A 26,074-nucleotide genomic window follows, 5' to 3' on the forward strand; every position below is an offset into this window, starting at 1 on the left:
ACGTCTTTGATGGAAAAATTAGATGAAATGCATTTTTAGCCTGCAATAATTGTTAAAATTCTATTTTAACTAAGTGTTAATGCGGTATTTATTATGTACTAGTCGACTTAGTTAGTGATGTTTGTAGACGATACTTGGTTAAAACCTATGATTCGGTCGTATCGAGCACCTAAATTTCTGTAATATACCAATACTTTATAATTGTTTTCGGTTTGCCAAAAATTGCCACTTATAGCGCCTTCATCTAAGATACCATTTTTATCTACTACCACATATTTGTAGTTATAAAACCCTTGCTTGAGCTTTAATTTTGTTTTGTAAACTCTGCCTTCGGGGTAGAAGTCCATTCGGTTCTCATCATTAAGAGCAAAGTTATTATAATTGCCATATACATATATGTTTTTACCATCGAGTAATTCAGGATATTGTAAAGAGAAATGTACTTGAACATAATCTGCTTCTACACTTACATCGTCTCTGTCTATAGCCACAATTTTAAATTGCCCGTTAATATCTGGATTATACGTATATGGTACGTTTTTTCGCGATCCATCCATAAATAAATAGGCTTGATAAATGTCTTCAAGTGCAATAGCTTGTACCCGCATCGTTGCAGCTCTTACATCTTTAGTCTCGAAAAATAAATATTCGTTACCACCTGGGAATGCAGTTTCTTTTATATATCTATAAATAAGTTTATTGCCCACAGTATATTGTGGTTTTAGGTTGCCAATGGCGGTGTTTAAATTATTATTTTGAATGATTAATGTCTTTACGGTTTGCTGCGGGTTGTTAACGGATCTGCCTGCTGCAATTTCGATATCTACGGTTTGCGTGGTTTCAATATTGCTAACATCTCTTGAGCGTTTTATGGCGATACCAGGGGTAACGATGTCTTCATAAATCATAAATTTTCTTGAAAACACTAAATCTCGAGAGTTGTTGTAAATGGAAATAATATAATTACCTGAAACTTTTAACTGTTTGGTTTGTGAATTAGGGAGTGATAATTTATAATGCGAATACAGTTGAAACGTATTAAAGGAGTTTTGATAGTCCTGAATACGAAAATTATCGATTCCTAAAAGGTATTCTGATTTTACGAGAACTGATGGTTTCCAGTTATAATCACAATGCTGAATTTTATAATAAAAATCCGGTTCGTTACTCACTAAAGCATCAAATTCTAAGTAAAAAGGTTCACCTAGTTTCATAATAGGAAGTTCTCCTAAATTGCTACTGGAGCTTTTAAAAGTAATTGATTTGATGTATTCAGGTGGGTTAACTTCTTGTTCTTGGCTATTAAGCACAAAACTGGTAGTGATTAAAAGAGATAACCATATAAGTTTAAACGACATTCTAGACTTTTTTTGTAAATATAAGCAAATTCTGTGCCTAAGCTAAATCGTATTATTTAGAATAAATATAAATAACAAGTAGAGATTAAATTGAGTATCAAATTAGCTATTTATTCGTATTTTTGCAGCGATTTTTAGACAACTAATTTCAATAAAATAAATATGTCAAACGACATTCGTATTAAAAAAGGTCTGGACATTAAACTTATAGGTGAAGCTGAAAAAGCCGTAGAACGTGCGATTATTAGCAACTACTGCACTATAAGACCAGAAGATTTTCATAGCGTTATACCAAAACTTGTTGCAAAAGAAGGCACTACAGTAAAAGCTGGAGGTGTATTGTTTTTCGACAAATCCAAAGAAGTAGTGAAATTTGTATCTCCTGTTTCTGGGAAAGTAGTTGAGGTGGTTAGAGGACCAAAAAGACGCATTGATGCTATAAAAATTGAAGCAGATAAAACGCAAGTTTTTGAAGATTACGGTAAATGTGATATTGAGGGGTTAAGCCCTGAAGAAATTAAGGCACATTTATTAGCTTCAGGTTGCTGGCCGTTTGTAAAACAACGTCCGTATGATGTGATTGCAAATCCAGAAAAATCACCTAAAGCGATTTTTATTTCTGGTTATGCAAGCGCGCCATTAGCAGCCGATTTAGATTTTACACTTCAAGGAAAAGAAGCGGAGTTACAAGCTGCAATTACGGCCTTAGGTAAGTTAACCGAAGGTAAAGTGCATGTTTCTGTAGGGAAAGATGCTAATTCACCTTTATCGAATTTAAAAGGGATAACGTTACATAAAGTTTCAGGACCACATCCTTCTGGAAATGTGGGGACTCAAATAAATAGAATTGATCCTGTAAATAAAGGTGAAGTTGTATGGACGGTTGCACCTCAAGATTTAGTTATTATAGGTGAATTACTTTTAACAGGTAAGTTTAATGCTGAGCGTATTGTTGCTTTAGTAGGTTCTGCCGTTGAAAAACCTAGATATTTTAAAACACTTGCAGGAAGTGAAGTTTCTACTATTATTTATGATAAAGGTTTAAGCAAAAAATCAAATGCTCGTATTATTTCTGGAAATGTGCTATCAGGAAAAGAAATTAGGCCAGATGGAGCATTAGATTATTACAGTAATGTCATCTCTATAATCCCAGAAGGTGATGATTATGAGTTGTTTGGATGGAATAAGCCTGTGTTTAATAAAATTTCAACATCTCGAGCATTAACATTTTCATGGTTAACGCCAAATAAGAAATATGATTTAAATACAAACACCAACGGGGAACACCGAGCGTTTGTAACAACAGGAACTTATGAAGAAGTTTTTCCATTAGATATTTATCCTATGCAAATCTTGAAGGCTTGTATGTATAAAGATTTAGACGAAATGGAAGCCTTAGGAATGTACGAAGTAGCTCCTGAAGATTTTGCCTTAACAGAATTTGTATGTGTATCTAAACAACCACATCAAAAAATTATAAGAGAAGGTTTAGACTTAATGCTTAAAGAAATTGGTTAATTATTCATTTTAAACAGTAAAATGAAAAATGTTTAAGATTATTCATTGAGGAACGAAATGAAAAATATTGCAAGATGGATTTAAAAAAGAGATTACATATTTTAAAGAGAAAGTATAAGTACAAAAAAATGGCTCCTGCCTTTAATGCACTTCATACGTTTTTATACTTACCAGATGAAACTACTCATAATGGTACCCATATAAAAGCAGCAGACGATTTAAAGCGTACCATGAATATTGTAATTATGGCTATGGTGCCATGTTTATTGTTTGGTATGTTTAATGCTGGTTACCAGCATTATATTGCTTTAGGAGAAATTGAAGCTGTTTCAGGTGGGTTTTTTAGTTCTGAATTCTGGACACTAGATAATTTTCTGGTTGGTTTAGTGAAAATTTTACCGCTTGTAATTGTATCATACGGTGTTGGTTTAGCAATCGAATTTTTATTCGCAGTAATTAAAAAGCACGAAGTAGAAGAAGGTTATTTAGTAACTGGTATGCTTGTGCCATTAATTGTTCCTGTTGATATTCCGTTATGGATGTTAGCTGTTGCAGTCGCTTTTGGTGTTGTTATAGGAAAAGAAGTTTTTGGTGGTACAGGGATGAATATCTTAAATCCAGCATTAACTATTAGAGCGTTTTTATTCTTCGCATATCCAACTTGGATGTCTGGAGATAAAGTTTGGGTTCATGGCGCGGTTGAAAGAGATCAAGCTATTGCAGCAGGACAAAACTTAGATGCTATTTCTGGAGAAACGATTTTAGGGAGTTTAGCACAAGGCAAAGAAGCAGGTTATGAAGTCATGGATATGTTCTTAGGATTTATTCCGGGTTCTGTTGGAGAAACTTCTACGTTATTAATAATTTTAGGTGGATTGTTTTTAGTATTCACCAAAATAGGTAGTTGGAGAATTATGTTATCCTCTGTTGTAGGTGCTATTATAATGGGATTAATTTTTAATCAAGTGGCAGCTTCAGGATGGATTACAGATAGTAGTAAATTTTACGGTTTAATGAGCGCTCCTTTCTGGGAACATTTAATAATAGGAGGATTTGCTTTTGGTACTGTGTTTATGGCTACCGATCCGGTAACTGCTTCGCAAACCAATAAAGGGAAATGGATTTACGGTTTCTTGGTTGGTTTTATATCAATAATGATTCGTGTGTTTAATCCAGCTTACCCTGAAGGTGTCATGTTAGCAATCTTGTTAATGAATGTGTTTGCACCAACCATCGATCATTATGTGGTTCAAGGAAATGTAAAGAAAAGAATGAAACGTTTAAAAGTAAAAACGGCTTAATCATGAGTAATAAAACAGATTCTAATATATATACAATACTATTCGCCATAGGAATGGTTGTGGTTGTTGGTGCTTTATTAGCTTTTACTGCAGCATCATTAAAGCCTAATATTACAGAAAATAAGCGTATTGAAAAGCAACAGAATATCTTATACGCCATGGGTGTTAATGAGAACGACGAAACAAGTGCTGTTTTCATTTCTGCAACAGAAGCACCTGAAGCTTTCCAATCGTTTATAAAAAAACAATTAGTTATTATTGACGGTGTTGCAAAAGAAGATGACCAAGCATATTTAATTGATATCAAAAAAGAAAAATCGGCTGCTAAAGATCCTGATTACTCTAGAAAATTACCATTATTTGTTGGTGAAAGAGAAGGTAAAACATATTACGTAGCTCCGATATATGGTAAAGGTTTATGGGATGCTATCTGGGGATATGTTGCTTTAGATGAAAATATGGTAGTACAGGGTGCTTATTTTGATCATAAAGGTGAAACACCTGGATTAGGAGCAAACATTAAGCAACGATTCTTTATGGATGATTTTTATGGAGAGCATCTATTAACTGAAAATGGTGCCTTTAAAGGTATTACCGTTGCAAAAGGTAATGCAGATCCTAAAAATCTAGATAAAACTGATAACGAAGTTGATGCCATTGCTGGTGCAACAATTACAGGAGATGGTGTTACAGCCATGATAAAAAGCGATTTAAAGTTATACAAGCCTTATTTCGATAGTTTAAAAACTCAAAAAACAAATTAATCTATGGGACTTTTATCAAAAAAAGACACAAAGTTAATCACAGACCCATTAGCGGATAATAACCCTATTACGATTCAAGTATTAGGTATTTGTTCAGCTTTAGCGATTACTGCAGAATTGAAAGCTTCAATTGTAATGGCTGTTTCGGTATTGTTTGTTTTAGGAATAGGAAACGTGGTTATTTCTTTGATGAGAAATATAATTCCTTCTAAAATTAGAATTATAGTTCAGCTTGTAGTTGTAGCAGCTCTTGTAATTATAGTTGATCAAGTTTTAAAAGCTTTTGCTTACGAGTTAAGTAAAACCTTATCAGTATTCGTAGGTCTTATTATTACAAACTGTATTATTATGGGACGTTTTGAAGCTTTTGCTTTAGGTAACGGACCATGGCGTTCATTTCTTGACGGGATAGGAAATGCAGCAGGTTACGGTGTTATTCTTATTATAGTTGGATTTTTTAGAGAGCTTTTAGGATCTGGTACTTTACTTGGATTTAAAGTTTTAGGAGATCCTATCGAGAAAACAGGATTGTATGCTTTAGGCTATGAAAATAACGGTTTTATGTTATTATCGCCAATGGCATTAATTGTAGTTGGTATTATAATCTGGGTACAACGTAGTAGAAATAAAGCATTAATAGAAGATCATTAAAATTTGGTTACAAGTTACTAGTTATTGGTTATTGGAACCAGTAACAATTAACAAATAACAAATAACTAATATATATGGAACATATAGAATTATTTTTCAAATCAATATTTATAGATAACATGGTATTTGCCACGTTCTTAGGGATGTGTTCTTACCTAGCTGTATCTAAAAAAGTAAGTACAGCCGTTGGTCTAGGTGCTGCCGTAATTTTTGTATTGGCTATTACAGTACCATTAAACTGGTTATTGGATCAATATTTATTACAACCGGGAGCATTATCTTGGTTAGGTGCTGAATATGCAGATTATGATTTAAGTTTCTTGTCATTCATCATGTTTATTGCAACTATTGCAACCATGGTACAATTGGTAGAAATTGTAGTAGAAAAATTTTCACCTTCATTGTATAATTCATTAGGTATATTTTTACCGCTTATTGCAGTAAACTGTGCGATTTTGGGAGGATCTTTATTTATGCAATCTCGTGAAATACCAACGTTAGGTTTAGCCTTAAACTACGGTGTAGGTTCTGGAATCGGATGGTTTTTAGCAATTTTAGCCATTGCAGCTATTCGTGAGAAAATTAGATATTCAAATGTGCCACCAGCTTTAAGAGGGTTAGGAATAACTTTCATTATTACAGGTTTAATGGCTATAGGATTTATGAGTTTTGGAGGTATGTTAACGGGTGGTGACGATGAAGCTCCAAAAGCAGATGAAGCTACCCAAGTAGAAGCTTCAAAAGAAGATTTAAATAAAGAAAAAGTGTTAGCTAACAACATAAAAGTAAATGAGTAATATGATATTAGCCGCAGGAACATTAGGAACCGTAATAGCAACTGTAACAGCGTTTTTAGTAATTACTTTGTTGTTGGTCGCATTGTTATTATTTGTAAAACAAAAACTTTCGCCATCAGGTCCAGTTAAAATCACCATTAATGGTGAAAAAGAAATTGAGGTAGCCTCTGGAGGAAGTTTACTTTCAACATTAGGTGCTCAAAAAATCTTTTTACCATCGGCATGTGGTGGTGGTGGAACATGTATTCAATGTGAATGTCATGTATTAGAAGGAGGAGGTGAAGCCCTTCCTACTGAAACACCGCATTTCACAAGAAAAGAATTGCAGCATGGTGCGCGATTAGCATGTCAGGTTAAAGTAAAGCAAGACATGGATATTACCATACCAGAAGAAGTTTTTGGTATTAAAAAATGGGAAGCAACTGTTGTGCGTAATTATAATGTAGCCTCTTTTATTAAGGAATTTGTTGTTGAAATTCCAGAGGATATGGGTTATAAAGCAGGTGGATACATTCAAATTGAAATTCCTCCTTGTCAGATAAAATATGCTGATATTGATATTACTGCACACCCAGAAGAACATGAAACTCCAGATAAGTTTCAAGCTGAGTGGGATAAGTTTGGTCTTTGGCCACTAGTAATGAAGAATGATGAAACCGTTGAAAGAGCTTATTCTATGGCTTCTTACCCAGCAGAAGGTCGAGAAATTATGTTAAATGTTCGTATTGCTACACCGCCTTGGGATCGTGCAAAAAATGGCTGGATGGATGTTAACCCTGGTGTTGCTTCATCTTACATTTTTGCTCAAAAACCAGGTGATAAAGTAACTATTTCAGGTCCTTACGGTGAGTTTTTCATTAATGAATCTGAAAGTGAAATGCTATACGTTGGTGGTGGAGCAGGAATGGCACCAATGCGTTCGCATTTATATCACCTTTTCAAAACATTAAAGACTGGAAGAAAAGTAACTTATTGGTATGGTGGACGATCTAAAAGAGAGTTATTCTATTTAGATCACTTTTATCAGTTAGAAAAAGATTTCCCTAACTTTAATTTCTATTTAGCATTATCTGAACCATTACCAGAAGATAATTGGAAAGTTAAAGAAACTATAGATTCACCAGGTGATGGATTCGTTGGATTTATCCACAATTGTGTAATTGATAATTATTTAAGTTTACATGAATCACCAGAAGATATTGAATTATATTTCTGTGGACCTCCATTAATGAACAAAGCAGTTCAAAAAATGGGTGAAGATTTTGGTATCCCTGATGAGCATATCAGATTTGATGATTTTGGTGGATAAGACTATCACACATTTTAAATAAAAAAACCGCCAGAAAAGGCGGTTTTTTTATGCCCAATTTTTAAGTAAGATGTTATCCTTACAGAGTCAATAAATGTAAAACTATGTATTTTATCGATAAAAATTTGCATTTCATCGAATAAATGTTATATTTGTCTTGTTGAACCCCAAAATTACTAAAATGAAAAAGTAACCTATTTATTGATTTTAGTCTACGTTTGTTCTTTTATGGTTGGTGTAAAATTAACTAATAGAATATCAAAATTACAAGCACATTATTTTTCCCTAAAATGTTCAAACTCATTAATCACTATGAGCACAAAATGCTTTTAATTGTTTCATTAATTAATGATTTAAATAAGTAAGATACTTTTTCTGTAAAATTTAAACCAGCAAAAATGTTGGTAGTTAATGTTTAATTAAATTTTATGTTATGAGTAAACCACTTACAGAACAGGAATTACACAATCTTGCAATGAATCATGTTGGCAAAGATTTAGAAGACCAAGGCTTTCAATTTATTACGATAAATAATAAATTAGAAAAGCATCCTCAATTTATATGTGTTGACAAAAACAATCAATGTTATTATGTAATTGTAAGAGCAGTAAAATTACCATTTAACCCTTATAAATATAATGTGGTTTGGATGGAATCATTTAAATACCATGCTTATAGAAAAAATGCTAAAGTACTTTACGCCGGAATTGGTTTAGGTAATGCAGAGGATGAAAATCTTCCGTTATATATTGATCAAGATTATTTGTTTGAATATACAGGAATACAAACTTTACAAACAATACTAAATTAAATAAAAGGTAAACATCCATTCTATTTAATAAAATTAAACCAATATTTATACTATGTCGTAAAAAGCCTTTTGATTTTTAACTTCAAACAATTTTGTATAATCCATAACATTGTCAATGCCATCCATTTCGCATAAAATTCGAATAACGTCACTTAATCCTTTAAATAAAATAATTTTGTCCGTTGGATTTTTTGGTTTGGTATTTTTATAATGTAGAGGTAATTGATAACCACATGCTTTTAAAAAAGTTGCTTCAATTTCAAGTAATTCTAGAGGCGAATAGCCATTAAACTTTCGTCCGATTCTTTGATGAACGGTCCCAATATAATTAAGTTTTATAGAACCATGATGGTCTGAGAGATGTTTCCAAATATCAGTATTATCTAATATATTCCCCACAGCACAATGTTTATTACATTCAGGGTTTAATTTATTGCTATGAAACGCGGTATAGAGCTTTTTCAAAGCAGATTCTAGTCTAGGAGAGGTTTTCATATTCATTTGTTTTGACCTTAAATTAATAAAAAATACACGCTTTTTTATAAAGTTTATCTTAAAATTAAAAAAAATCAAACTTTTTAGTTTATGTAATGAGGATGCTACACGTTGTATGATTAATATATCATCTCATCGAAACATTTATAAAATGGTATTATCTCTTCAGCATTTGTGCTATTTTTGATATATGAGTAAGCCACTTACAGAACAGGAATTACATAATCTTGCCATGAATCATGTTGGTAAAGATCTAGAAGAACGTGGTTTTGAGTTTATTGCAGTGAATAGTAAGCTTAAAAAGCATCCTCAATTTGTCTGTATTGATAAAAACAAGCAATATTATTTTGTAATTGTTAGAGCAGTGATTTTACCAGAAAATCCAAATAATTACGATGTGTTGTGGATGGAGACTTTTAAAAAGCACGCTAGAGAAAAAGATGCAAAGGTGTTGTATGCAGGTGTTGGAATTGGAAGTATAGAAGGAGAAAAGCAACCTATTTATTTAAACGAAGATTATTTATTAGAGTATAACGGTATTCAGGTTTTAGAAACTAATTTGAATTAGAGAAATTTTATGAAGCAAGTATTAGGCGTATTATTGGTTTGTCTTTTTATATCCTGTAATGGAGAACAAAAAAACACCAAACTTACTGGAGCCGTTTTTGGGACTAGTTATTCTATAATTTATGATTCCGATATTGATTATGAAAAACAATTTGATAGTTTGTTTTATGTGATTAATAAATCGATGTCTACATATCAAGTCAATTCCGATATTTCAAAATTAAATAGAAACGAAACTGTTGAAATTGATAATCATTTTATTAATGTTTATGATGCGTCAAAAGAAATTTTTGGATTAACTGAAGGCGCTTTCGACCCAACAATTGGTAACGTGGTTAATGCGTGGAAATTTGGAGCTGAGAACACTATAGAAGTTGTTGATAGTTTAAAAATAGATAGTTTAATGCAATATGTAGGCTATGATAAAACATACAGGTTAAAGCGTTCTATTATCAAATCGAATCCTAATGTGTATTTAGAGTTTAACGCTATTGCAAAAGGTTATGGCGTTGATCTGATTGGAGAGTTTCTTGAATCTCAAAATGTGAAGAATTATTTAGTTGAAATTGGTGGTGAGTTAAGAGCGAAAGGTAGAAATACTGAAAAACATAGTAAATGGAAAGTGGGTGTTGAAGAACCAAATTTTGAAGGCGGACAGTCTATATTAAAAGCTATTTCTTTAAAAAATGAAGCTATGGCAACCTCTGGTACTTATAGAAAATTTAAGGTTGATGAGAACGGCAATCGATATGCCCATATAATTAATACCGAAACTGGTTACCCGAGTAAAACCAATTTGCTTAGTGTTTCTGTAATTGCAGAAAATTGTATGACTGCTGACGCTTATGCTACAGCTTTTAAAGTCATGGGAATAGAAAAGGTGAAAACATTTTTAAAGCGACACCCAGAATTGAAAGTCTTTTTGATTTTTGTGAATGATAATCAAGAGCTTGAAACTCTCACATTAAATGGGTTTCCTGAGGAATAATTATTTGTAAACTACTGGAATTATTTCGCCTTTAGCTAAACAATATTCAGTAATTTTTTCAGGGGAAATTGTTTGAGTATAATCTACCGCTTCAACTTTAAAACCAATGGAGCGAAGTTTATCAAAATAATCTCGACCATATACGCGAACATGATCGTACTGACCAAATATTTTTGCGCGTTCTTTTTTATCTGTGATGGTATTATCTTCAAAAGTAATAGACCTATTTAAATCTTGCGGAATTTGAAAAATACCTATACCACCAGCTTTAAGCACGCGATACAATTCCTGCATAGCTTTGGTGTCATCAGGGATGTGCTCTAAAACATGATTGCATAATATCACGTCAAATTCATTATCGTTGAAGGGAAGATTACAAATATCGGCCTTAACATCTGCTAATGGGGAGTTTAAATCTGTGGTGACATAGTTTAGATTTTTCATATTCCTAAAACGTTTATAAAACGCTTGTTCAGGAGCAAAGTGAAGTACTTTTTTTTCAGCAATAAAAAAATCTGTTTCATTTTTAAGATATAACCAAAGCAATCGATGTCTTTCTAAACTTAAAGTTGAAGGCGATAATACGTTATTTCGTTGGCTGCCATAACCATAAGGTAGAAAGGATTTAAAAGATTTACCATCAATGGGGTCGGTATAAGTTTTTCCTTTTAAAAAGAAAGCTAAAATTGGTCTTATAGTATAACTTAGCCTTATGAGCAAGGGTCTAGGGACGGTATTAAGTATAAGTTTAAATAGTTTTTTCAAAATCTGCTTAATCATTAACTTCACAGACACACCTAAAACCAGTATAGTCGTTAAGTTTATTAATTGAATTTTTTTTCCGCCAATTAGAACCAAAAGGTAGGCTATCTAATACAAATTCAGATATTCCCTCTTTATAAAATAGTGCTTTTTTATACTTACTTCTGTATTTTGTTCTGTAAGGAAAAAGAGGCATTTCGTCTTTTTTAATAGAAATATTTGAATATCCAAATTTCTGAGTTGCTGTCAAAAGTTCATTTTTTGTTGGTAACCGATAAACAAATTTATAAGGATATTTATTTCTTTCTTCGATGTTTTCAGTGTTGATAGCCCAAAATAGTTTTACTGCATCTGTCCTCCATTTACAATATAAAGTAGCTTGTTCTTTAGAAATGTTTACTAACGGATGAAAAGAATATTTGGGGTGTTCAAGGTATACATTAGAATTTATGGTTTTATCCACCATTAAATTATTAGGTATTTTTTGATTTAACCATAATAAGTTATTGTTTGGTATATTTTCAAATAGTTTATAGGCTATGTCTTTGGTTAACCCATAATCAGGTATTTTTTTTATAGAGTCATGAATCCTTTCGGTCCAAAAGAATTTCAAATTTGTTAGAAATTCTAAATACATAAAATTATCTACAGGAGCAACATCAATGAAGATTGAATCATTTAGTTTTATAGTGAATGGAGGAGAAGTAGATTTATTAGATTTTGTTTGTTTTGGGTAATAGAATATTTCACGAGATTGAGAATTGCAGAAATTAACTAGAGATGAAAAAACAACAATAAGAGTTACAACTTTTTTAATTTTCATTTTAGATATAACATTCAAGTTGATTTTCGATTATAAGAAAATGCACTACTACAAAACTAATGCCTTTTGTCTAAATTCATTTTCCTCATCGCTTACAATTCCTAAAGCATCATAAATATATGCGAATGTTGAAAGTAATTCTGGTTTACCATCAATAAGTGCTACATCATGTTCAAAATGTGCCGAAGGTTTACCATCTTGTGTCGTAATGGTCCAACCGTCTCTATGTTGTTTTATACGGTGTGTTCCCATATTAATCATAGGTTCTATAGCCACAACCATGCCTTCAACAAATTTTTTGCCTTTACCACGTTTGCCGTAATTTGGCATTTCTGGGTCTTCGTGCATTTTGCTTCCTAAACCATGGCCTACTAATTCTCTAACTACACCGTAACCATGATCTTCACAATACTTTTGAATCGCATAACCCACATCGCCAACACGATTATTAGCTTTAAATTCTCTAATACCAACGTATAACGATTCTTTGGTTACCTGAAGTAATTTTTCTGTTTCTGGATCAATTTCACCAACCGCAAAGGTATAGGCATGGTCTCCATAAAATCCATTTTTTAATGCGCCACAATCAATAGAAATGATATCGCCTTCAACCAAAGGTGTAGCGTTGGGAATACCATGCACTACTTGTGAATTAGGACTCATGCAAAGGGTATTTGGGAAATCATATAACCCTAAAAACCCTGGAATAGCACCTTGGTCTCTTATACATTCTTCAGCAATTTTATCTAATTGAAGCGTAGAAACTCCTGGTTTAATTTCTTTTGCTAATTCACCTAATGTTTTAGATACAACTAAAGCACTTTCGCGCATTAATTCTATTTCTTCTCTTGTTTTAACAATAATCATAAAAATAATAATAGGAGTGCAAAGATACTTAAAAACTCAAGTTATTTAAATAGCCCAAAAAAACCTTTCTTTTTTTCGGGAATAGGAGGTGCCGTGTTTGTGAGCAGTTGATAAACTTCGCCCCAACCTGGAAAACCTCCAATATTTCTGTCGTCTATAAATAAATCAGCATTAATCTTTCTGCTTATATCATTTACGAATTCTTCTTCAGGAAAACTTTTATTTACAGCGTAAAAACGAATACCATTTTCTTCGCAAAAGTTAACAGCTTCTTGAAGTCTGTCACCGCATCTGTATGTCCATAAAATAAGGCGATGACCATCTTCTTGCAATTTTTTTAAAGTTTCAAATGCAAATAATATAGGTTTGCCAATTTTTGGATAGGCATCTTCAACGATAGTCCCGTCAAAATCAATAGCAATGATAAGTGTATCGTTAAAATTCATTTTTTTTCAATTACATAGATTAGGGCAAAGTTACGCTAATTAATTTTTTTTATTAAACTAAGGGATGTTGAGTCATTGCAGCAGGTTGTTCAACATTCATCAATTTTAAAATAGTTGGTGCGATATCTCCTAAAATACCATTTTTAATTGTTTTTAATTCATTGTCAATTAAAATTACAGGTACTGGGTTAGTTGTGTGTGCGGTGTTAGGTGAGCCATCGGGGTTTATCATGGTTTCACAATTACCGTGATCTGCAATGAGTAAGGTGGTGTAGCCATTGTTTAATGCTGTAGTTACCACATCTTTAACACATTCGTCTACGGCTTCACATGCTTTTATTGCAGCTTCCATAACTCCGGTATGACCTACCATATCACCATTGGCAAAATTTAAACAAACAAAATCAACATCGCCTTTTTCAAGTTCAGGAACCAGTGCATCACGCAATTCATAAGCGCTCATTTCTGGTTTTAAATCGTAAGTAGCCACTTTTGGCGAGTTTCTTAAAATACGCTTTTCCCCTTTAAACTCTTGCTCTCTTCCACCAGAAAAGAAAAAGGTAACGTGCGGATATTTTTCAGTTTCAGCTATCCTAATTTGTGTTTTGTTATTTTTCTCTAACACTTCACCCAAGGTTTCAGTTAAGTTTTCTTTGTTGAAAATAACTTTAATATTTTTATAGGTATCGTTGTAATTGGTTAGGGTTACATAATGCAAATCTAATTTGTGCATATTGTATTCTGGAAAATCAACTTGAGAAAGTACTTCTGTTAATTCTCTACCACGGTCTGTTCTAAAATTAAAAAAGATTATAACGTCACCATTTTTAATTTTTGTGAGTGGTTGGTTGTTATCATCAACCGCTATAATAGGTTTAATAAACTCATCGGTAACATCATTAGCGTAATTGGCTTCTATACTTTGAGTTATATTGTTTGAGTTTTCACCAACATTATTTACTAAGGCATCGTATACGAGTTTAACACGTTCCCAACGTTTATCTCTATCCATGGCATAATAACGACCAGAGATGGTTGCAATTTTAGCATTTGTGTTTTCTATATGGTTTTCTAACTGCTTAACAAATCCGGCACCTGATTTTGGGTCTACGTCACGTCCGTCTGTAAATCCATGAACATAAGAATTTTGAACTCCAAATTCGTTAGCAGCGTCAATTAATCCTAATAAATGATTAATATGCGAGTGTACCCCGCCATCACTTAAAAGTCCTAAAAAATGAACATCTTTATTGTTTGATTTAGCGTAATCAAACGCATCTACCAATGCTTTTTCGTTATTTAAGGTTTTGTTTTTTACAGCTAAATTTACCTTAACTAAATCTTGATAGACTATTCTACCAGCACCTAAATTCATGTGTCCAACTTCACTGTTTCCCATTTGCCCTTCTGGTAATCCAACATGCAAACCATCGGTACGAAGTGTGGCATATGGATATTTTTTATACAAAGAATCAATAAATGGCGTGTTAGCTTGATCGACAGCCGAAACTTTTGGGTCAGGTGAATTTCCCCAACCATCAAGAATCATTAAAATAACTTTTTTGTTCATTTTTTGTTAAAATTTAAAACCGAACAAAGATACATAAGTTTCTTATAAATGGAGTTAAAAAAACCTTGTAAAAGCCTGATTTTTTAAGGAATGTTCTCATGTTTTTTTATGCAAACGTTTTCGTTAACAATGTGTGAATCAAACGTTAAAAATGTGTTATAAATGTTTTTTTATGTAACAGATCAAAATTATTGTCGTCTCTTTAGTATATCAAAAAACGTAAATCAATTAATCAAATTAAAATCTTTCATCATGAAAAAAACAATCATTATTACCGCAATGGCATTATGCTTTTCATTAGTATCAGCAAATGCAGCTCCAGAAAATCAAAGTGTTAATTACGAATTAGAAGCTTTTTTTAAAGTGAATTCGTTTTGTGTATCTATTGCCAAAGGCGATTTAGAAACTGTTCAAAAACTTATAAGTAGAGGGGCAGATGTTAATGAAAAATCTAATGGCATGACTCCTGCGATGTACGCTGCAAAATACAATAGAACAGAGATTTTAAAGCTTTTAATTATTCATGGCGCTAATTTAAAAGCAAAGTCTGATAAAAAAATGACGGCTTTAGAATATGCACAGTTACATGGAGCTAGCGATACAGAAGCAATAATCATTGAAGCTTTGGCTGAAGCTAAAGCCAGTAAAAGAAAAATTATTTAAAATTTAGTAATTATTTGAGTTAGTCACTCGATTAAAAAAGCCTCGTTAAACGAGGCTTTTTTGTTTTATAAATTTTTGTATTTTTCGATGGCTTCTTGAATTTTTTCTATCCTATTGTCAGGATCTGGGTGTGTACTTTGAAATTCTGGAACGCGGTTTGGACCTGCTGCATCTTTTAATATTTTCATCACGCCAATCATTTCCTCAGGATTATAACCAGCTTTAATCATAAATTTCACACCAAGGTCGTCGCTTTCTAATTCATCGCCTCTTCCATTGGTTAATAAGGTATTTTGCCCAATACCACTAACGAGTCCTCCCATATCGGCACCTACAGACCCTGCGGTTGATAGTCCTTGCCAATATTCGCTTTCTGCAATTCTTTCTGCACTGTGCCTTCCTAAAACATGTCCAATTTCATGCCCTAATACACCAGCTAATTGGTCTTCGTTTTCTAATTTTGAAAAAAGTGCATGCGTGATAAATATTTGTCCGCCAGGTAATGCAAATGCATTAATGGTATTTGGATCTGCTAATAAATGAAATTCGTATCTATAAGGCGTCTCTCTCGCAATACTATTGTTTACTAATTTATTCCCCACATTATCAACTAAGGCTTGATATTGGGTGTTTGGATGCAAACCACCATGTTGTTGTGCCATATGTGGTGCACTTTGCAAACCTATGGCTATTTCCTTATCAGGAGTCATAGAAATGGTTTGGGTTCTACCTGTATAAGGGTTTACCTCTTGTTGGCTACATCTTTTGAAAACAAAAAATAACGCGATTGCTGCTCCTATTAATAGTCGGAATTTTAGATTTTTTCCTCTCATTTTAATAAAATTGGTTACTAAAATTACAAAATTTTAGGTTATAAAGGTTTGACACCGCAGATTTAAATAAGTCACTTCAATAAAATTCCGATTAAAGTTTTTTAATCATGACGTAATGGAGGCCTATATCTTTAATATTAAACGGTTTGCCAATTGTTTTGTATCCTTTTTTTTTATAGAAATTAGCAGCAACTTCCCTTGCATTACACCAAACTAAATTTATGTTTTTTGCTTTCAAGACGCGTTCTCCGTGTTTTAAAATAATACTGCCTAATCCATTATTTTGATAGGGTTTTAGTACCGCCATACCTCTTAGTTGATATTGGGCTTTTTCTGAAGTACAAGGCGTCGTGTTTTTTAAAAAAGTACATATGCCTGCTAAAGTTTCATTATCGAATATCCCGAAATGAAAAGTTGTTTCCAGATTATCTCCATCAAAAGCGCAAGTTTCAATAGGTTTTCCTGCTCTTAAAACTGGATGCCTTACCGTAAATGCTTCCTCGGCAGTAATTTGTTTTATTTTATAATCAGAAGAGTTAATATGTTTATTGATTTTAGTAATTTTCAAACTTAAAAAATAATTATGGCAATACAGTTTAAGATTTTAGAAAAGGATCAAATTTTTGCGGCTGTTCCGTTAGTTTATAAGTTGAACGATTTTAAGGTGACAGAAGATAGTTTGAGTCAGCGATTTTCTGAAATGATAAATCAAAATTATGAATGCGCTGGTATTTATGATAATGAAAAATTAATTGGAGTTTGTGGTTTATGGTATTGCACAAGACATTATTCTGGCAAGAGTGCTGAAGCAGATCATGTTTATATTGATGATGGCTATCGCGGACAAGGTTTAGGTAAAAAATTCTTTGATTGGATTTATAATTATTTGATTAATAAAGGTTTTGAAACTATAGAGTTGAATACGTATGTAAGTAACAACCAGTCGCATAAATTTTACTTTAATGAAGGCTTTAAAATACTGGGATATCATTTTTTAAAAAAGCTATAAATTTTCTTGCGCAGAAAGAAACAGTTTATATATTTGCAGCGCAATAATGCGGGAGTAGCTCAGTTGGTAGAGCGTCAGCCTTCCAAGCTGAATGTCGCCAGTTCGAACCTGGTCTCCCGCTCTAAAAGCCTCTTCAAATTGATGAGGCTTTTTTTATGCTAAAAAGTTCGATTTTTAGTTTAAAAACTAATGTTTGCTAAAACGTCCGCGTGAGGGATAGCAGTGGAAAGCCCACAGTGAGGTACGAACGAGGACTTGTAACGTATAGCCCGACCCTTTTTTTGGGGCATGCCCAAATTATTTTAATTGATTGAGTTGGGTTTCAGTTTCTACTTCATAGGGAACTTTGTTGTACTCGAAAACTCGAGCCGTTAGTGGTCCTTTTAAAATGATGGAATTCTGGGTGACGTGTAACCAGCTTCCTTCGCGCAGTCCTATTACAGGTGGCGTGTTGAAATGATGAAATTCTTTAATCCTGGTTTCTCTAGTTTCGCCCATATGTTTACTGTTGGCCAATGGGTCTAGATAATGCGGGTTGATGTTAAATGGAACCAAACCTAAGGCATTGAAACTTGGTGGGAAAACAATGGGCATATCGTTGGTGGTTTTAATGGTTAAACCACAAATGTTGCTCCCTGCGCTTGTACCCAAATAGGGTGTGCCATTTTTTACGGTTTGCTTTAAAATGTCTATAAGATTGTGTTTATACAGCTGGTTGGTAAGTACGAAAGTGTTGCCGCCACCCACAAATATGCCTTGTGCATTTTTAATGGCTTGGGCTGGATTGTAAAATTCATGAATGCCTTTTACCTTTATATTTATTTTTGCGAATGCCTTGTTGGCTAGTCGGGTATAATCTTCGTGTGATATGCCACCGGGTCGTGCATAAGGAATGAAAAGTATGGTATCTGCGTTTTTAAAAAACGCTTTTAAATCTTGTATAATATACTCTAAATAGCCGCTGCCATGTACAGTGGAAGTGCTCGCAATTATTATATTTTGCATGAAATTATTGTTTATTTTGTAAAGCTAATGAAAAATTATATTTGCTAAAGATTTTAGGAATTTTACTTCATAATTTGAATTTAAAGTGGTATTTTCAAAATAAAAAACATGAAAAAACTTATTTTCTTTTTAACTCTTATAACAACCTTAAATAGTGTTGCGCAAACAATAACTAGGGTTGAGGTGTCTGGTAAAATTATTGTTGAAGGTAGCGATGTTGCAGGTATTACAATTTTTAATACATCGACTAATACAGGAACTATAACAGATGAAAATGGGGAATTTAGTTTGAAAGTTGCTTTAAATGATAACATAGAAGTTAGCGCGTTGCAATATCAAAACATTGGTTTTAAGGTTAATAAAGCTATTTTAGATTCTAGAAGGATGAAGCTTTTTTTAATTGAAGAGATTAACAGGTTAGATGAAGTTATTGTTTCTACAAAAGGGTTAACAGGTAATTTAAATACCGATATGGAAGATGCTAAACCGTTTAAGCCCAAATTGGATGCTTTATATTTTGGGGTAAAACGTAGCAAGGAATATGATTTTGAAACCGATTATAAATCTGAGGTTAGTAATATTTCTGTGGATAGACAACACCAACCTATGGTAAATGGTCTTAACATTATAAACGTTGTAGACCAATTGTTATTACCGCTATTTAGATCTGGAGTTAAGGATAAAAAAACGGCTGGGGTACCTGAAGTTCCGATAGAATCAATTAAATATTATTTTGGATCGGAGTTTTTGGTTGATAATTTTAATATTCCAGAACATCGGGTTGAAGAATTTATAAGATATGTTGAAGCCGATGATTTTGATTATGCACTTCTTAATTACGGTAAAGAAATGGAGTTTCTTGAACTACTTAATAACAAAAGTGCAGAATTTCTGGGAAGAAAAAACTAAAACGTCTTGCTTTTAGGCCTTTTAACAAAACATTAAAAGCCATTTACATTTTCTTTAAGATTTGAAATACGTTCTTTACAACCTAATGTAACCAATTTGAGGCGCGTATTTTTTATTTTAGGACTTATTTTTTGGTCTATTTCTGCATTTAGTCAGTCTACAAATTTAATTGACATCTTGGGTAGAGTTGATAGTACTTCTGAAATAGAGAATATTCATGTTTTAAATAAAACAGCGCAGAAATTCACAATTACAGATCGTAATGGTCATTTTAAAATTGCTGTAAAATTGAATGACACTTTAACATTTACATCTATTCAACATTTTAATAAAGAGGTTCTTGTAACTAAAGAAATTTTGGCTAACAGAGTCGTTTATGTGAAATTAGATGAAAAAATTAATGAGTTAGATGAAGTGGTAATTGGTAAAGTGTTAACTGGTAATTTAATGTCTGATATAGGAAATATAGAAGGAGAAGCTCCTATAAGTTTTTATGATGTTGGAATACCTGGGTATACAGGAAAACCTGCAACACAAAGTGAAAGACGATTAAAGGAAGCAGGCGATTTCAAACCAAAAATGCTTTTAGGAGTTTTGACTGGTGGCTTGCCATTAAATCCAATACTTAATGGATTAAGTGGAAGAACCAAAAGACTTAAAAATAGGGTTAAACTTGAAGAGAAAGAAGCCTTAATACAAAGTATAAAAGCAAGATTATCGAAAGATTTTTTTGCTTCTAATCCTTTAGAGGAAGATTTAAAAATGGATTTCTTTTATTTCTGTGCTGATGATGCGAATTTTTTACAACATTGCAAGAACAACATAGATTTTAAAATTTTAATTTTTTTAAGAATGAAATATAGGCAGTACTTAAATAATTTAGATTCTAGTAAAAATTAATAAGCTTTGGAATGCTTTTTGAATTTCAAAGAGTATTTTAGTCATCTTAAATTATTGTATGAAATTATTAAAAATTTTAATAGCAGCATTTATCTTGCCGCTTGTTGCGTTCACTTCTGTGCATAAATATTATATCAGTGTTACGCAGATTAATTATGTGCAAGAAAAAGAATCGGTTCAAATTATTTCTCGAATCTTTATCGACGATTTAGAAAACGCTTTACAAACTAACTATGATGAGTTTTTAGTACTTTCAGATAAAGACGAGGCACCTATAATTAGTTCTTACCTAAACCGATATTTACAAGAACATCTTAAGCTAAAAATAAATGATGAGGATGTAAAACTTAATTTTATTGGTAAAGAATATGAAGGCGATATTGTACGTTGTTATTTAGAGGTAGAAGGCGTAACGCACATAGATACCTTCTCTGTTACAAATAGTATATTGTTTGATTTGTTCGATGATCAAAAAAATATTATTAAAACAAAAATAAATTCTAAAAATAAAAGCGTCATACTAAGTTCAGATAATCCTAATGCTTTGTTAAAATTTAATTAAATTCTAGTATTTAGAATACATAAATTAGTATTTTCGGCCACATTTAATAACAATCTTCTAACGATTATTGTGAAAAACATATTTTTTTCTAACAAAACAAAATAGCAATGAAAAAACACGTTTATCTTTTCTTATCATTTGTATTCCTTGTTTCAGGAGTATTTGCACAAGAAAAAGTTACCCAAAAGCCGCAAGGTCATACCGATCAAAACAAGTTCAGACAAATGAAAGATGTTTTGGCTACCCCAAATGAGAGTAGAACTGCTTCTGGAGCTCCAGGGCACCTCTACACACAGCAACAAGTAGATTACGTGATGAATATTCGTCTGGACGAAAACAAGAGCCAGATTTTTGGTGACGAAAAAATAACGTACCATAATAATTCAAGAGATCATTTAGAATATTTATGGGTACAGTTAGATCAAAATATGCGTGCTAAAGATTCTAAAACGCCAGATATCACTACTGAAAGTTTTGACGCGGCATTTAATGGGCCACAATCATTTACAAAAGCGAATTTAAAAGATCGTTTTGATGGTGGGTTTAATATAGAATATGTAAAAAACGAAGATGGTTCGGATTTATCTTATCTAATAAATCAAACTATGATGAGAATAAATTTGGCAAAACCATTAGCACCAGGTGAAATTTTTAAGTTTCAGATAAAATGGTGGTATAATGTGAATAATCATATTTTAGAAGGTGGAAGATCGGGCTATGAAGCATTTCCAGATGGTAATAACACTTATGTTATTGCTCAGTTTTATCCAAGACTTTGTGTTTATGATAATGTTGAAGGTTGGCAAAATATGCAGTTTTGGGGAAGAAGTGAGTTTGCACTTGAGTTTGGAGACTTTGATGTGAAAATCACGGTTCCTGCAGACCATATGTTGGAGGCTACTGGAGAGTTACAAAATAGAAAGGATTGTTTTACTAAAGAGCAGTTAAAACGTTACGAGAAAGCTACAAAAACTTTTGATAACCCTGTTTTTGTTATAACTCAAGAAGAAGCAGAACAAGCAGAAAAACAAAGAAGTACGAAAGAGAAAACATGGCATTTTAAAGCTAAAAACGTTAGAGATTATGCTTTTGCAACCTCAAGAAAATTTATCTATGATGCCATGGCGGTTGATATTAATGGAAGATCTGTAATGGCTATTTCATTATATTCTAAAGAAGGTAACCCACTTTGGGAAGAGCACTCTACGCGAGTTGTTGCTAATACTTTAGAAGAGTATTCAAAACTAACTTTTGATTATCCTTACAGTAAAGCGATTTCAGTTCATGCGCAAATGGGAATGGAATATCCAATGATATGTTTCAATTACGGTCGTCCTGATCCCGATGGAAGCTATTCTGAGCGATTAAAAAGAGGAATGATTGGTGTAATTACACATGAAGTTGGACATAACTTCTTCCCAATGATTGTAAATAGTGATGAGCGCCAATGGACATGGATGGACGAAGGTTTAAATTCATTTGTTGAAACTTTAGCTGAGTTAGATTACGATCCTAACTTCATTACTGGAAACCTTCCAAAAGATATAGTGCCTTACATGGGTGGCGATCAAAATTTTATTTCACCAATTATGTCACAAGGTGATTACGTACACAAGTTTGGTCCGAATGCATATACAAAACCTGCAGCAGGATTATATATGTTAAGACAAACTATTATGGGTCCAGAATTGTTTGATTATGCTTTTAGAACCTATTCACAGAGATGGATGTTTAAACACCCTACGCCTGCAGATTTCTTCAGAACAATGGAAGATGCTTCTGCAATGGATTTAGATTGGTTTTGGAGAGGATGGTTCTACACAACTGATTATACCGATATTGGTGTAAAAGGTGTAAAACAATACTATTTAACAGATAAGCCTACGGAAGCGGCTGTTGAAACAGCTAAAATGTATAACATGAATCTTGATGATTATAAGGATAGATTAGTTTTTTATGCTGAAGCGAAAGAAGGAGAAAAGCCAACAGAAGCAAAAAATGCTTCCGACTTTAAATTCATTACCGATTATATTGAAAGTTTACCAGAAGCTGAAAAAGCAAGATTAAAAGATGCACCAAAGTATTTTTACGAAGTTACTTTTGAAAAACCAGGTGGATTAGTAATGCCAATTATATTGGAAATTACTTATGAAGATGGTACGAAAGAAAGAAAAACATTCCCAGCTCAAATTTGGAGATATAATGAATGGGAAGTAAAAAAGGTGTTTAGAACAGACAAAGCCATAACAAGCTTAGTTGTTGACCCAGATTTAGAAACTGCCGATGTTGATACGTCGAATAATTCATGGCCTAAGCAAGCAGAAGATAGCGAATTCGATAAGTTTAAAGAAAAGGTAAGAGGTTAATTAAAACCACATATTTTATAAAAAGGCCGATTTTAACAATCGGCTTTTTTTATTCTAACAAAACAACTCACTATATTTGTACTGTGATACTACAAGCAACATTTTTATTTATTAGTGGCGCGGAAATAGCGTTTATACTATTTATTGTCATTATGGTTTTTGGCGCTGATAAGTTGCCAGAAATAGCTCGTGGATTAGGTAAAGGTATGCGCACACTTAAAGACGCTACCAACGATATTAAACACGAAATCACAAAAACCGCCGAAAAAAACGGAATAGATACTAGCATCACTAAAGATGTAAAGAAAGAACTTGATAAAGTAAAGGACGACTTAGACGACTTTACAGGTTCAGTTAAACGTAAATTTTAGCGTTTAAACTATTTATCCGATTATAACTCAACTTTTTATCAAGAAGTTAAATCGTTTTAACGATTTTTTAATTTTTGTTTTGGATTAAAAAATACCTTTGGAGTCCCTCCCAAACAATATTGGCGTCCCTCCCCAAATCAAATTTAATAGCCATGAGAATTAACCTATTCATCTGTTTTTTATTCTTTTCAATCTTATCTTTCGGAAAAGAAGACCGAGAAATTATCAAACAAATTGATCATATTAACTCGTCAGCCTTACAGTTTTATAATGATGATGAAATAGTAAAATCTTTTAAGGAATTTATTAGCGCTAAAGAATTGTCTGATTCTATCCAAGATCATTATGGTAGTGCAACTGCAAACTATAATTTAGGAAATATTTATTTCTTAATGGAGAATTACGAATCTGCCATACAATATTACAATTCAACAATTAATGTTTTAAAACCTATTGATGATAGCTATTTGATATCTAGCTCTTATCTAAATCTAGCTAAAATTTATAGAGAACAAAATATTGATACAAAAAGTATCCAATATTTTGAAAAAGCACTAAAATCTTCTGTGGTTAGTAAGTATATCAATGAACTTGAAAAAGAACAAATCCAAAAAGTTTTTGTTGAAGCAAGAATTAATTTATGTGAAATATATATTGAAAAGAAAAATTTTGATGAAGCGTTATTAAATCTTTTAAAACTAGAAAATTATTTAAAAACGAATGAAATCAGTTCAAACTTAAAGGGTTATTACAAGTACATTTATGGTGTTTATTCTGCGCATAATGAGCTTTATAATAGTGCTAATATTAAGTTTAGAGAAGCTATTGTATTATTAAAAGAAGGCGACCAAGAAATTGATTTAGAATTGTTGAGTAATGTTTATATGCAATTGTCAATTTCATTAGCAAAAGCAGGTAAAAGTACCGAGGCTTATATTACATTATTAGAACATAATAGTTTTAAAGATAAACTTCTTAATGAAGAAAAAAGTAGACAAGATTTAATAATTAAATCGAAGTTTCTTATTGAGGATTATAAAAATGAAGCTCAAATAGCCAATGCAGCAAGAATTCAGCAAGTTGAAATTGCTAACAAGTTTAAAAGAATTAACACGGTAATATTTATAACCTTATTCTTATTAATTGGTTCAATAATTATAATCTATAGAAGTTATAGCCAAAAAATGAAGCTAAGTAAAACTTTAAAGGTTAAAAATAGCGAACTAGAATTAGCTAAAGACGAGGCTTTAAAATCATCAGAATTAAAAAGTAAATTTATATCTAATGTCTCTCATGAATTAAGAACTCCGCTTTATGGTGTAGTAGGTATTACTTCGTTATTACTTGAAAATAATAGTCTAAACACCAAAGACAAGAAACATTTAAAATCATTAAAATACTCTGGAGATTATTTATTGAATTTAATAAATGATATCCTTCAAGTTGGTAAAATGGAAGCTAATAAGGTTGAACTTAAAAACGTATCTGTTAATTTAAAAGATATGTTAGCTGATATTGTTAATTCTTTTGATTATCGATTAGAAGAAACTAATAATCAAATTGAAATTTCAATTGATAATTATGTACCAGAATATATTAAATGTGATAAAGTAAGATTGTCTCAAATATTAATTAATTTAATAGGGAATAGTGTTAAGTTCACCGCAAACGGTATAATTAATTTAAGAGTAAAATTAGTTTCATTAGACAATAAAAATGTTGGTTTAAATTTTGAAATTGAAGATAACGGCATTGGTATTTCTAAAGATAAATTCAATATGATATTTGATAACTTCTGTCAATTAGAAGATAGTAATTTAAATTATCAAGGTACAGGACTAGGTTTATCCATTACTAAAAATTTAATAGAGCTTTTTGAAAGTGAAATTAAATTAGAAAGTGAATTAGGTGTAGGTACAAAAATTAACTTCGAAATTAATTTTGAATTAGATCAAAACAAAACGAAAGTCATTTCAGATTTCGATTCTAAAGCTGAAAAGATTGAAAAGCCCGAAGCAAATTATAATATTTTAGTTGCCGAGGATAATAAAATAAATCAAGTTGTAACCAAAAATTTATTGAAAAAACACGGGTATTTATGTACAATTGTTGAAAACGGTAAAGAGGCTTTAAAAGAAGTTAAAAATAATAAATACGATCTTATTTTAATGGATATTAATATGCCAGTAATGAACGGGAACGAAGCAACCGCTTTAATTAGACAGTTTAATAACTCCATTCCTATAGTTGCATTAACAGCAGCCGATATAGAAGACGTAGAACAAAACTGTAAAGGTATTGGGTATAGCGACATCATCATTAAGCCTTTTGATAACTATGAGTTTTTCCAAGTAATTAACGAAAACATTCAAAACGCTCAGAATAATAATGGCGATGTGCAGTTAGTTTTAGCTTCTTAATTGAAGTTT

Annotated in this window: 27 protein-coding genes and 1 tRNA gene; 18 read left to right on the plus strand and 10 right to left on the minus strand. The window is 32.1% G+C overall.

The window, feature by feature from the left end; all coding sequences use genetic code 11:
- Nucleotides 1-107: 107 nt before the first annotated feature.
- On the minus strand, nt 108-1,358 hold the full coding sequence (locus BUA46_RS12770) for a type IX secretion system plug protein (protein ID WP_019387884.1): 1,251 nt from the start codon (nt 1,356-1,358) through the stop codon (nt 108-110).
- A gap of 162 nt (nt 1,359-1,520) precedes the next feature.
- Here BUA46_RS12770 and BUA46_RS12775 point away from each other — a divergent pair, with 162 nt between their 5' ends.
- From BUA46_RS12775 to BUA46_RS12805, 7 genes are all read left to right on the plus strand, one after another.
- On the plus strand, nt 1,521-2,876 hold the full coding sequence (locus BUA46_RS12775) for a Na(+)-translocating NADH-quinone reductase subunit A (RefSeq protein WP_019387883.1): 1,356 nt from the start codon (nt 1,521-1,523) through the stop codon (nt 2,874-2,876).
- Between the two features lie 74 nt (nt 2,877-2,950).
- Entirely contained in the window at nt 2,951-4,177 is a 1,227-nt protein-coding gene (locus tag BUA46_RS12780) for an NADH:ubiquinone reductase (Na(+)-transporting) subunit B (protein ID WP_019387882.1), read from the plus strand.
- A 2-nt stretch (nt 4,178-4,179) separates the two neighbouring features.
- Nucleotides 4,180-4,941 (plus strand): Na(+)-translocating NADH-quinone reductase subunit C, encoded by a 762-nt coding sequence (locus BUA46_RS12785; RefSeq protein ID WP_019387881.1) that lies wholly within the window; start codon nt 4,180-4,182, stop codon nt 4,939-4,941.
- Nucleotides 4,942-4,944: 3 nt separating this feature from the next.
- On the plus strand, nt 4,945-5,592 hold the full coding sequence (locus BUA46_RS12790; protein WP_019387880.1) for an NADH:ubiquinone reductase (Na(+)-transporting) subunit D: 648 nt from the start codon (nt 4,945-4,947) through the stop codon (nt 5,590-5,592).
- A 74-nt stretch (nt 5,593-5,666) separates the two neighbouring features.
- Nucleotides 5,667-6,389: an NADH:ubiquinone reductase (Na(+)-transporting) subunit E gene (gene nqrE / locus BUA46_RS12795; protein ID WP_019387879.1), complete on the plus strand. Its 723-nt coding sequence runs from the start codon at nt 5,667-5,669 to the stop codon at nt 6,387-6,389.
- A 1-nt stretch (nt 6,390) separates the two neighbouring features.
- Complete coding sequence (gene nqrF, locus BUA46_RS12800; RefSeq protein WP_026010062.1) at nt 6,391-7,698, plus strand: NADH:ubiquinone reductase (Na(+)-transporting) subunit F; 1,308 nt, start codon at nt 6,391-6,393, stop codon at nt 7,696-7,698.
- A gap of 433 nt (nt 7,699-8,131) precedes the next feature.
- A complete protein-coding gene (locus tag BUA46_RS12805; RefSeq protein ID WP_019387877.1) occupies nt 8,132-8,509 on the plus strand; it encodes a DUF8840 domain-containing protein in 378 nt (125 codons plus the stop codon).
- 45 nt (nt 8,510-8,554) lie between these two features.
- On the opposite strand, the gene BUA46_RS12810 is transcribed toward BUA46_RS12805, so the two are convergent.
- Nucleotides 8,555-9,004 (minus strand): hypothetical protein, encoded by a 450-nt coding sequence (locus BUA46_RS12810; protein WP_019387876.1) that lies wholly within the window; start codon nt 9,002-9,004, stop codon nt 8,555-8,557.
- Between the two features lie 190 nt (nt 9,005-9,194).
- On the opposite strand from BUA46_RS12810, the gene BUA46_RS12815 reads away from it, so the two are divergent.
- Together BUA46_RS12815 and BUA46_RS12820 are read left to right on the plus strand one after the other, a co-directional pair.
- The gene (locus BUA46_RS12815) at nt 9,195-9,572 is read left to right on the plus strand and encodes a DUF8840 domain-containing protein (protein ID WP_019387875.1); all 378 of its coding nucleotides are present in this window, start codon (nt 9,195-9,197) and stop codon (nt 9,570-9,572) included.
- A gap of 9 nt (nt 9,573-9,581) precedes the next feature.
- Nucleotides 9,582-10,559: an FAD:protein FMN transferase gene (locus tag BUA46_RS12820; RefSeq protein WP_019387874.1), complete on the plus strand. Its 978-nt coding sequence runs from the start codon at nt 9,582-9,584 to the stop codon at nt 10,557-10,559.
- On the opposite strand, the gene BUA46_RS12825 is transcribed toward BUA46_RS12820, so the two are convergent.
- Genes BUA46_RS12825 through gpmI form a run of 5 tightly spaced genes read right to left on the minus strand, consistent with a single transcriptional unit; the run spans nt 10,560 to nt 15,027 of the window.
- Nucleotides 10,560-11,324: a class I SAM-dependent methyltransferase gene (locus tag BUA46_RS12825; RefSeq protein WP_026010061.1), complete on the minus strand. Its 765-nt coding sequence runs from the start codon at nt 11,322-11,324 to the stop codon at nt 10,560-10,562.
- A 7-nt stretch (nt 11,325-11,331) separates the two neighbouring features.
- Complete coding sequence (locus BUA46_RS12830; RefSeq protein WP_019387872.1) at nt 11,332-12,144, minus strand: SUMF1/EgtB/PvdO family nonheme iron enzyme; 813 nt, start codon at nt 12,142-12,144, stop codon at nt 11,332-11,334.
- 48 nt (nt 12,145-12,192) lie between these two features.
- Nucleotides 12,193-13,011: a type I methionyl aminopeptidase gene (map, locus tag BUA46_RS12835; RefSeq protein ID WP_019387871.1), complete on the minus strand. Its 819-nt coding sequence runs from the start codon at nt 13,009-13,011 to the stop codon at nt 12,193-12,195.
- Nucleotides 13,012-13,052: 41 nt separating this feature from the next.
- Nucleotides 13,053-13,457: a BT0820 family HAD-type phosphatase gene (locus BUA46_RS12840; protein WP_019387870.1), complete on the minus strand. Its 405-nt coding sequence runs from the start codon at nt 13,455-13,457 to the stop codon at nt 13,053-13,055.
- 52 nt (nt 13,458-13,509) lie between these two features.
- A complete protein-coding gene (gene gpmI, locus BUA46_RS12845; RefSeq protein ID WP_019387869.1) occupies nt 13,510-15,027 on the minus strand; it encodes a 2,3-bisphosphoglycerate-independent phosphoglycerate mutase in 1,518 nt (505 codons plus the stop codon).
- A gap of 252 nt (nt 15,028-15,279) precedes the next feature.
- Between gpmI and BUA46_RS12850 the strand changes: the two genes are divergently transcribed.
- Nucleotides 15,280-15,690: an ankyrin repeat domain-containing protein gene (locus BUA46_RS12850; RefSeq protein ID WP_035106395.1), complete on the plus strand. Its 411-nt coding sequence runs from the start codon at nt 15,280-15,282 to the stop codon at nt 15,688-15,690.
- Nucleotides 15,691-15,755: 65 nt separating this feature from the next.
- Here BUA46_RS12850 and BUA46_RS12855 read toward each other — a convergent pair whose 3' ends face one another.
- A complete protein-coding gene (locus tag BUA46_RS12855; protein WP_019387867.1) occupies nt 15,756-16,523 on the minus strand; it encodes a M48 family metalloprotease in 768 nt (255 codons plus the stop codon).
- 91 nt (nt 16,524-16,614) lie between these two features.
- Nucleotides 16,615-17,091: a GNAT family N-acetyltransferase gene (locus BUA46_RS12860; protein ID WP_019387866.1), complete on the minus strand. Its 477-nt coding sequence runs from the start codon at nt 17,089-17,091 to the stop codon at nt 16,615-16,617.
- A gap of 15 nt (nt 17,092-17,106) precedes the next feature.
- On the opposite strand from BUA46_RS12860, the gene BUA46_RS12865 reads away from it, so the two are divergent.
- Both BUA46_RS12865 and BUA46_RS12870 read left to right on the plus strand, forming a co-directional pair.
- The gene (locus BUA46_RS12865; RefSeq protein WP_019387865.1) at nt 17,107-17,532 is read left to right on the plus strand and encodes a GNAT family N-acetyltransferase; all 426 of its coding nucleotides are present in this window, start codon (nt 17,107-17,109) and stop codon (nt 17,530-17,532) included.
- Nucleotides 17,533-17,580: 48 nt separating this feature from the next.
- Nucleotides 17,581-17,653 (plus strand) — tRNA-Gly (locus BUA46_RS12870).
- Nucleotides 17,654-17,829: 176 nt separating this feature from the next.
- Here BUA46_RS12870 and pepE read toward each other — a convergent pair.
- On the minus strand, nt 17,830-18,537 hold the full coding sequence (pepE, locus tag BUA46_RS12875; RefSeq protein WP_019387864.1) for a dipeptidase PepE: 708 nt from the start codon (nt 18,535-18,537) through the stop codon (nt 17,830-17,832).
- 108 nt (nt 18,538-18,645) lie between these two features.
- Here pepE and BUA46_RS12880 point away from each other — a divergent pair, with 108 nt between their 5' ends.
- The 6 genes from BUA46_RS12880 (at nt 18,646) to BUA46_RS12905 (ending at nt 26,065) form a co-directional block, all read left to right on the plus strand.
- Complete coding sequence (locus tag BUA46_RS12880; protein ID WP_019387863.1) at nt 18,646-19,446, plus strand: carboxypeptidase-like regulatory domain-containing protein; 801 nt, start codon at nt 18,646-18,648, stop codon at nt 19,444-19,446.
- A gap of 96 nt (nt 19,447-19,542) precedes the next feature.
- Nucleotides 19,543-20,346: a peptidase associated/transthyretin-like domain-containing protein gene (locus BUA46_RS12885; RefSeq protein WP_019387862.1), complete on the plus strand. Its 804-nt coding sequence runs from the start codon at nt 19,543-19,545 to the stop codon at nt 20,344-20,346.
- Nucleotides 20,347-20,404: 58 nt separating this feature from the next.
- Nucleotides 20,405-20,908, plus strand: coding sequence for a DUF6702 family protein (locus tag BUA46_RS12890; protein WP_019387861.1), 504 nt, complete (start codon nt 20,405-20,407; stop codon nt 20,906-20,908).
- Between the two features lie 107 nt (nt 20,909-21,015).
- Nucleotides 21,016-23,274, plus strand: a complete 2,259-nt coding sequence (locus BUA46_RS12895) for a M1 family metallopeptidase (protein WP_019387860.1) — start codon at nt 21,016-21,018, stop codon at nt 23,272-23,274.
- 83 nt (nt 23,275-23,357) lie between these two features.
- Nucleotides 23,358-23,645 carry a Sec-independent protein translocase subunit TatA/TatB gene (locus tag BUA46_RS12900; RefSeq protein WP_019387859.1) on the plus strand — a complete coding sequence of 96 codons (288 nt, stop codon included), beginning with the start codon at nt 23,358-23,360 and terminating at the stop codon, nt 23,643-23,645.
- A 152-nt stretch (nt 23,646-23,797) separates the two neighbouring features.
- Complete coding sequence (locus BUA46_RS12905; RefSeq protein ID WP_019387858.1) at nt 23,798-26,065, plus strand: tetratricopeptide repeat-containing hybrid sensor histidine kinase/response regulator; 2,268 nt, start codon at nt 23,798-23,800, stop codon at nt 26,063-26,065.
- The last annotated feature ends 9 nt before the right edge of the window (nt 26,066-26,074 follow it).

The organism is Algibacter luteus, assembly GCF_900141715.1.
Taxonomy (GTDB): Bacteria; Bacteroidota; Bacteroidia; order Flavobacteriales; family Flavobacteriaceae; genus Arenitalea; species Arenitalea lutea.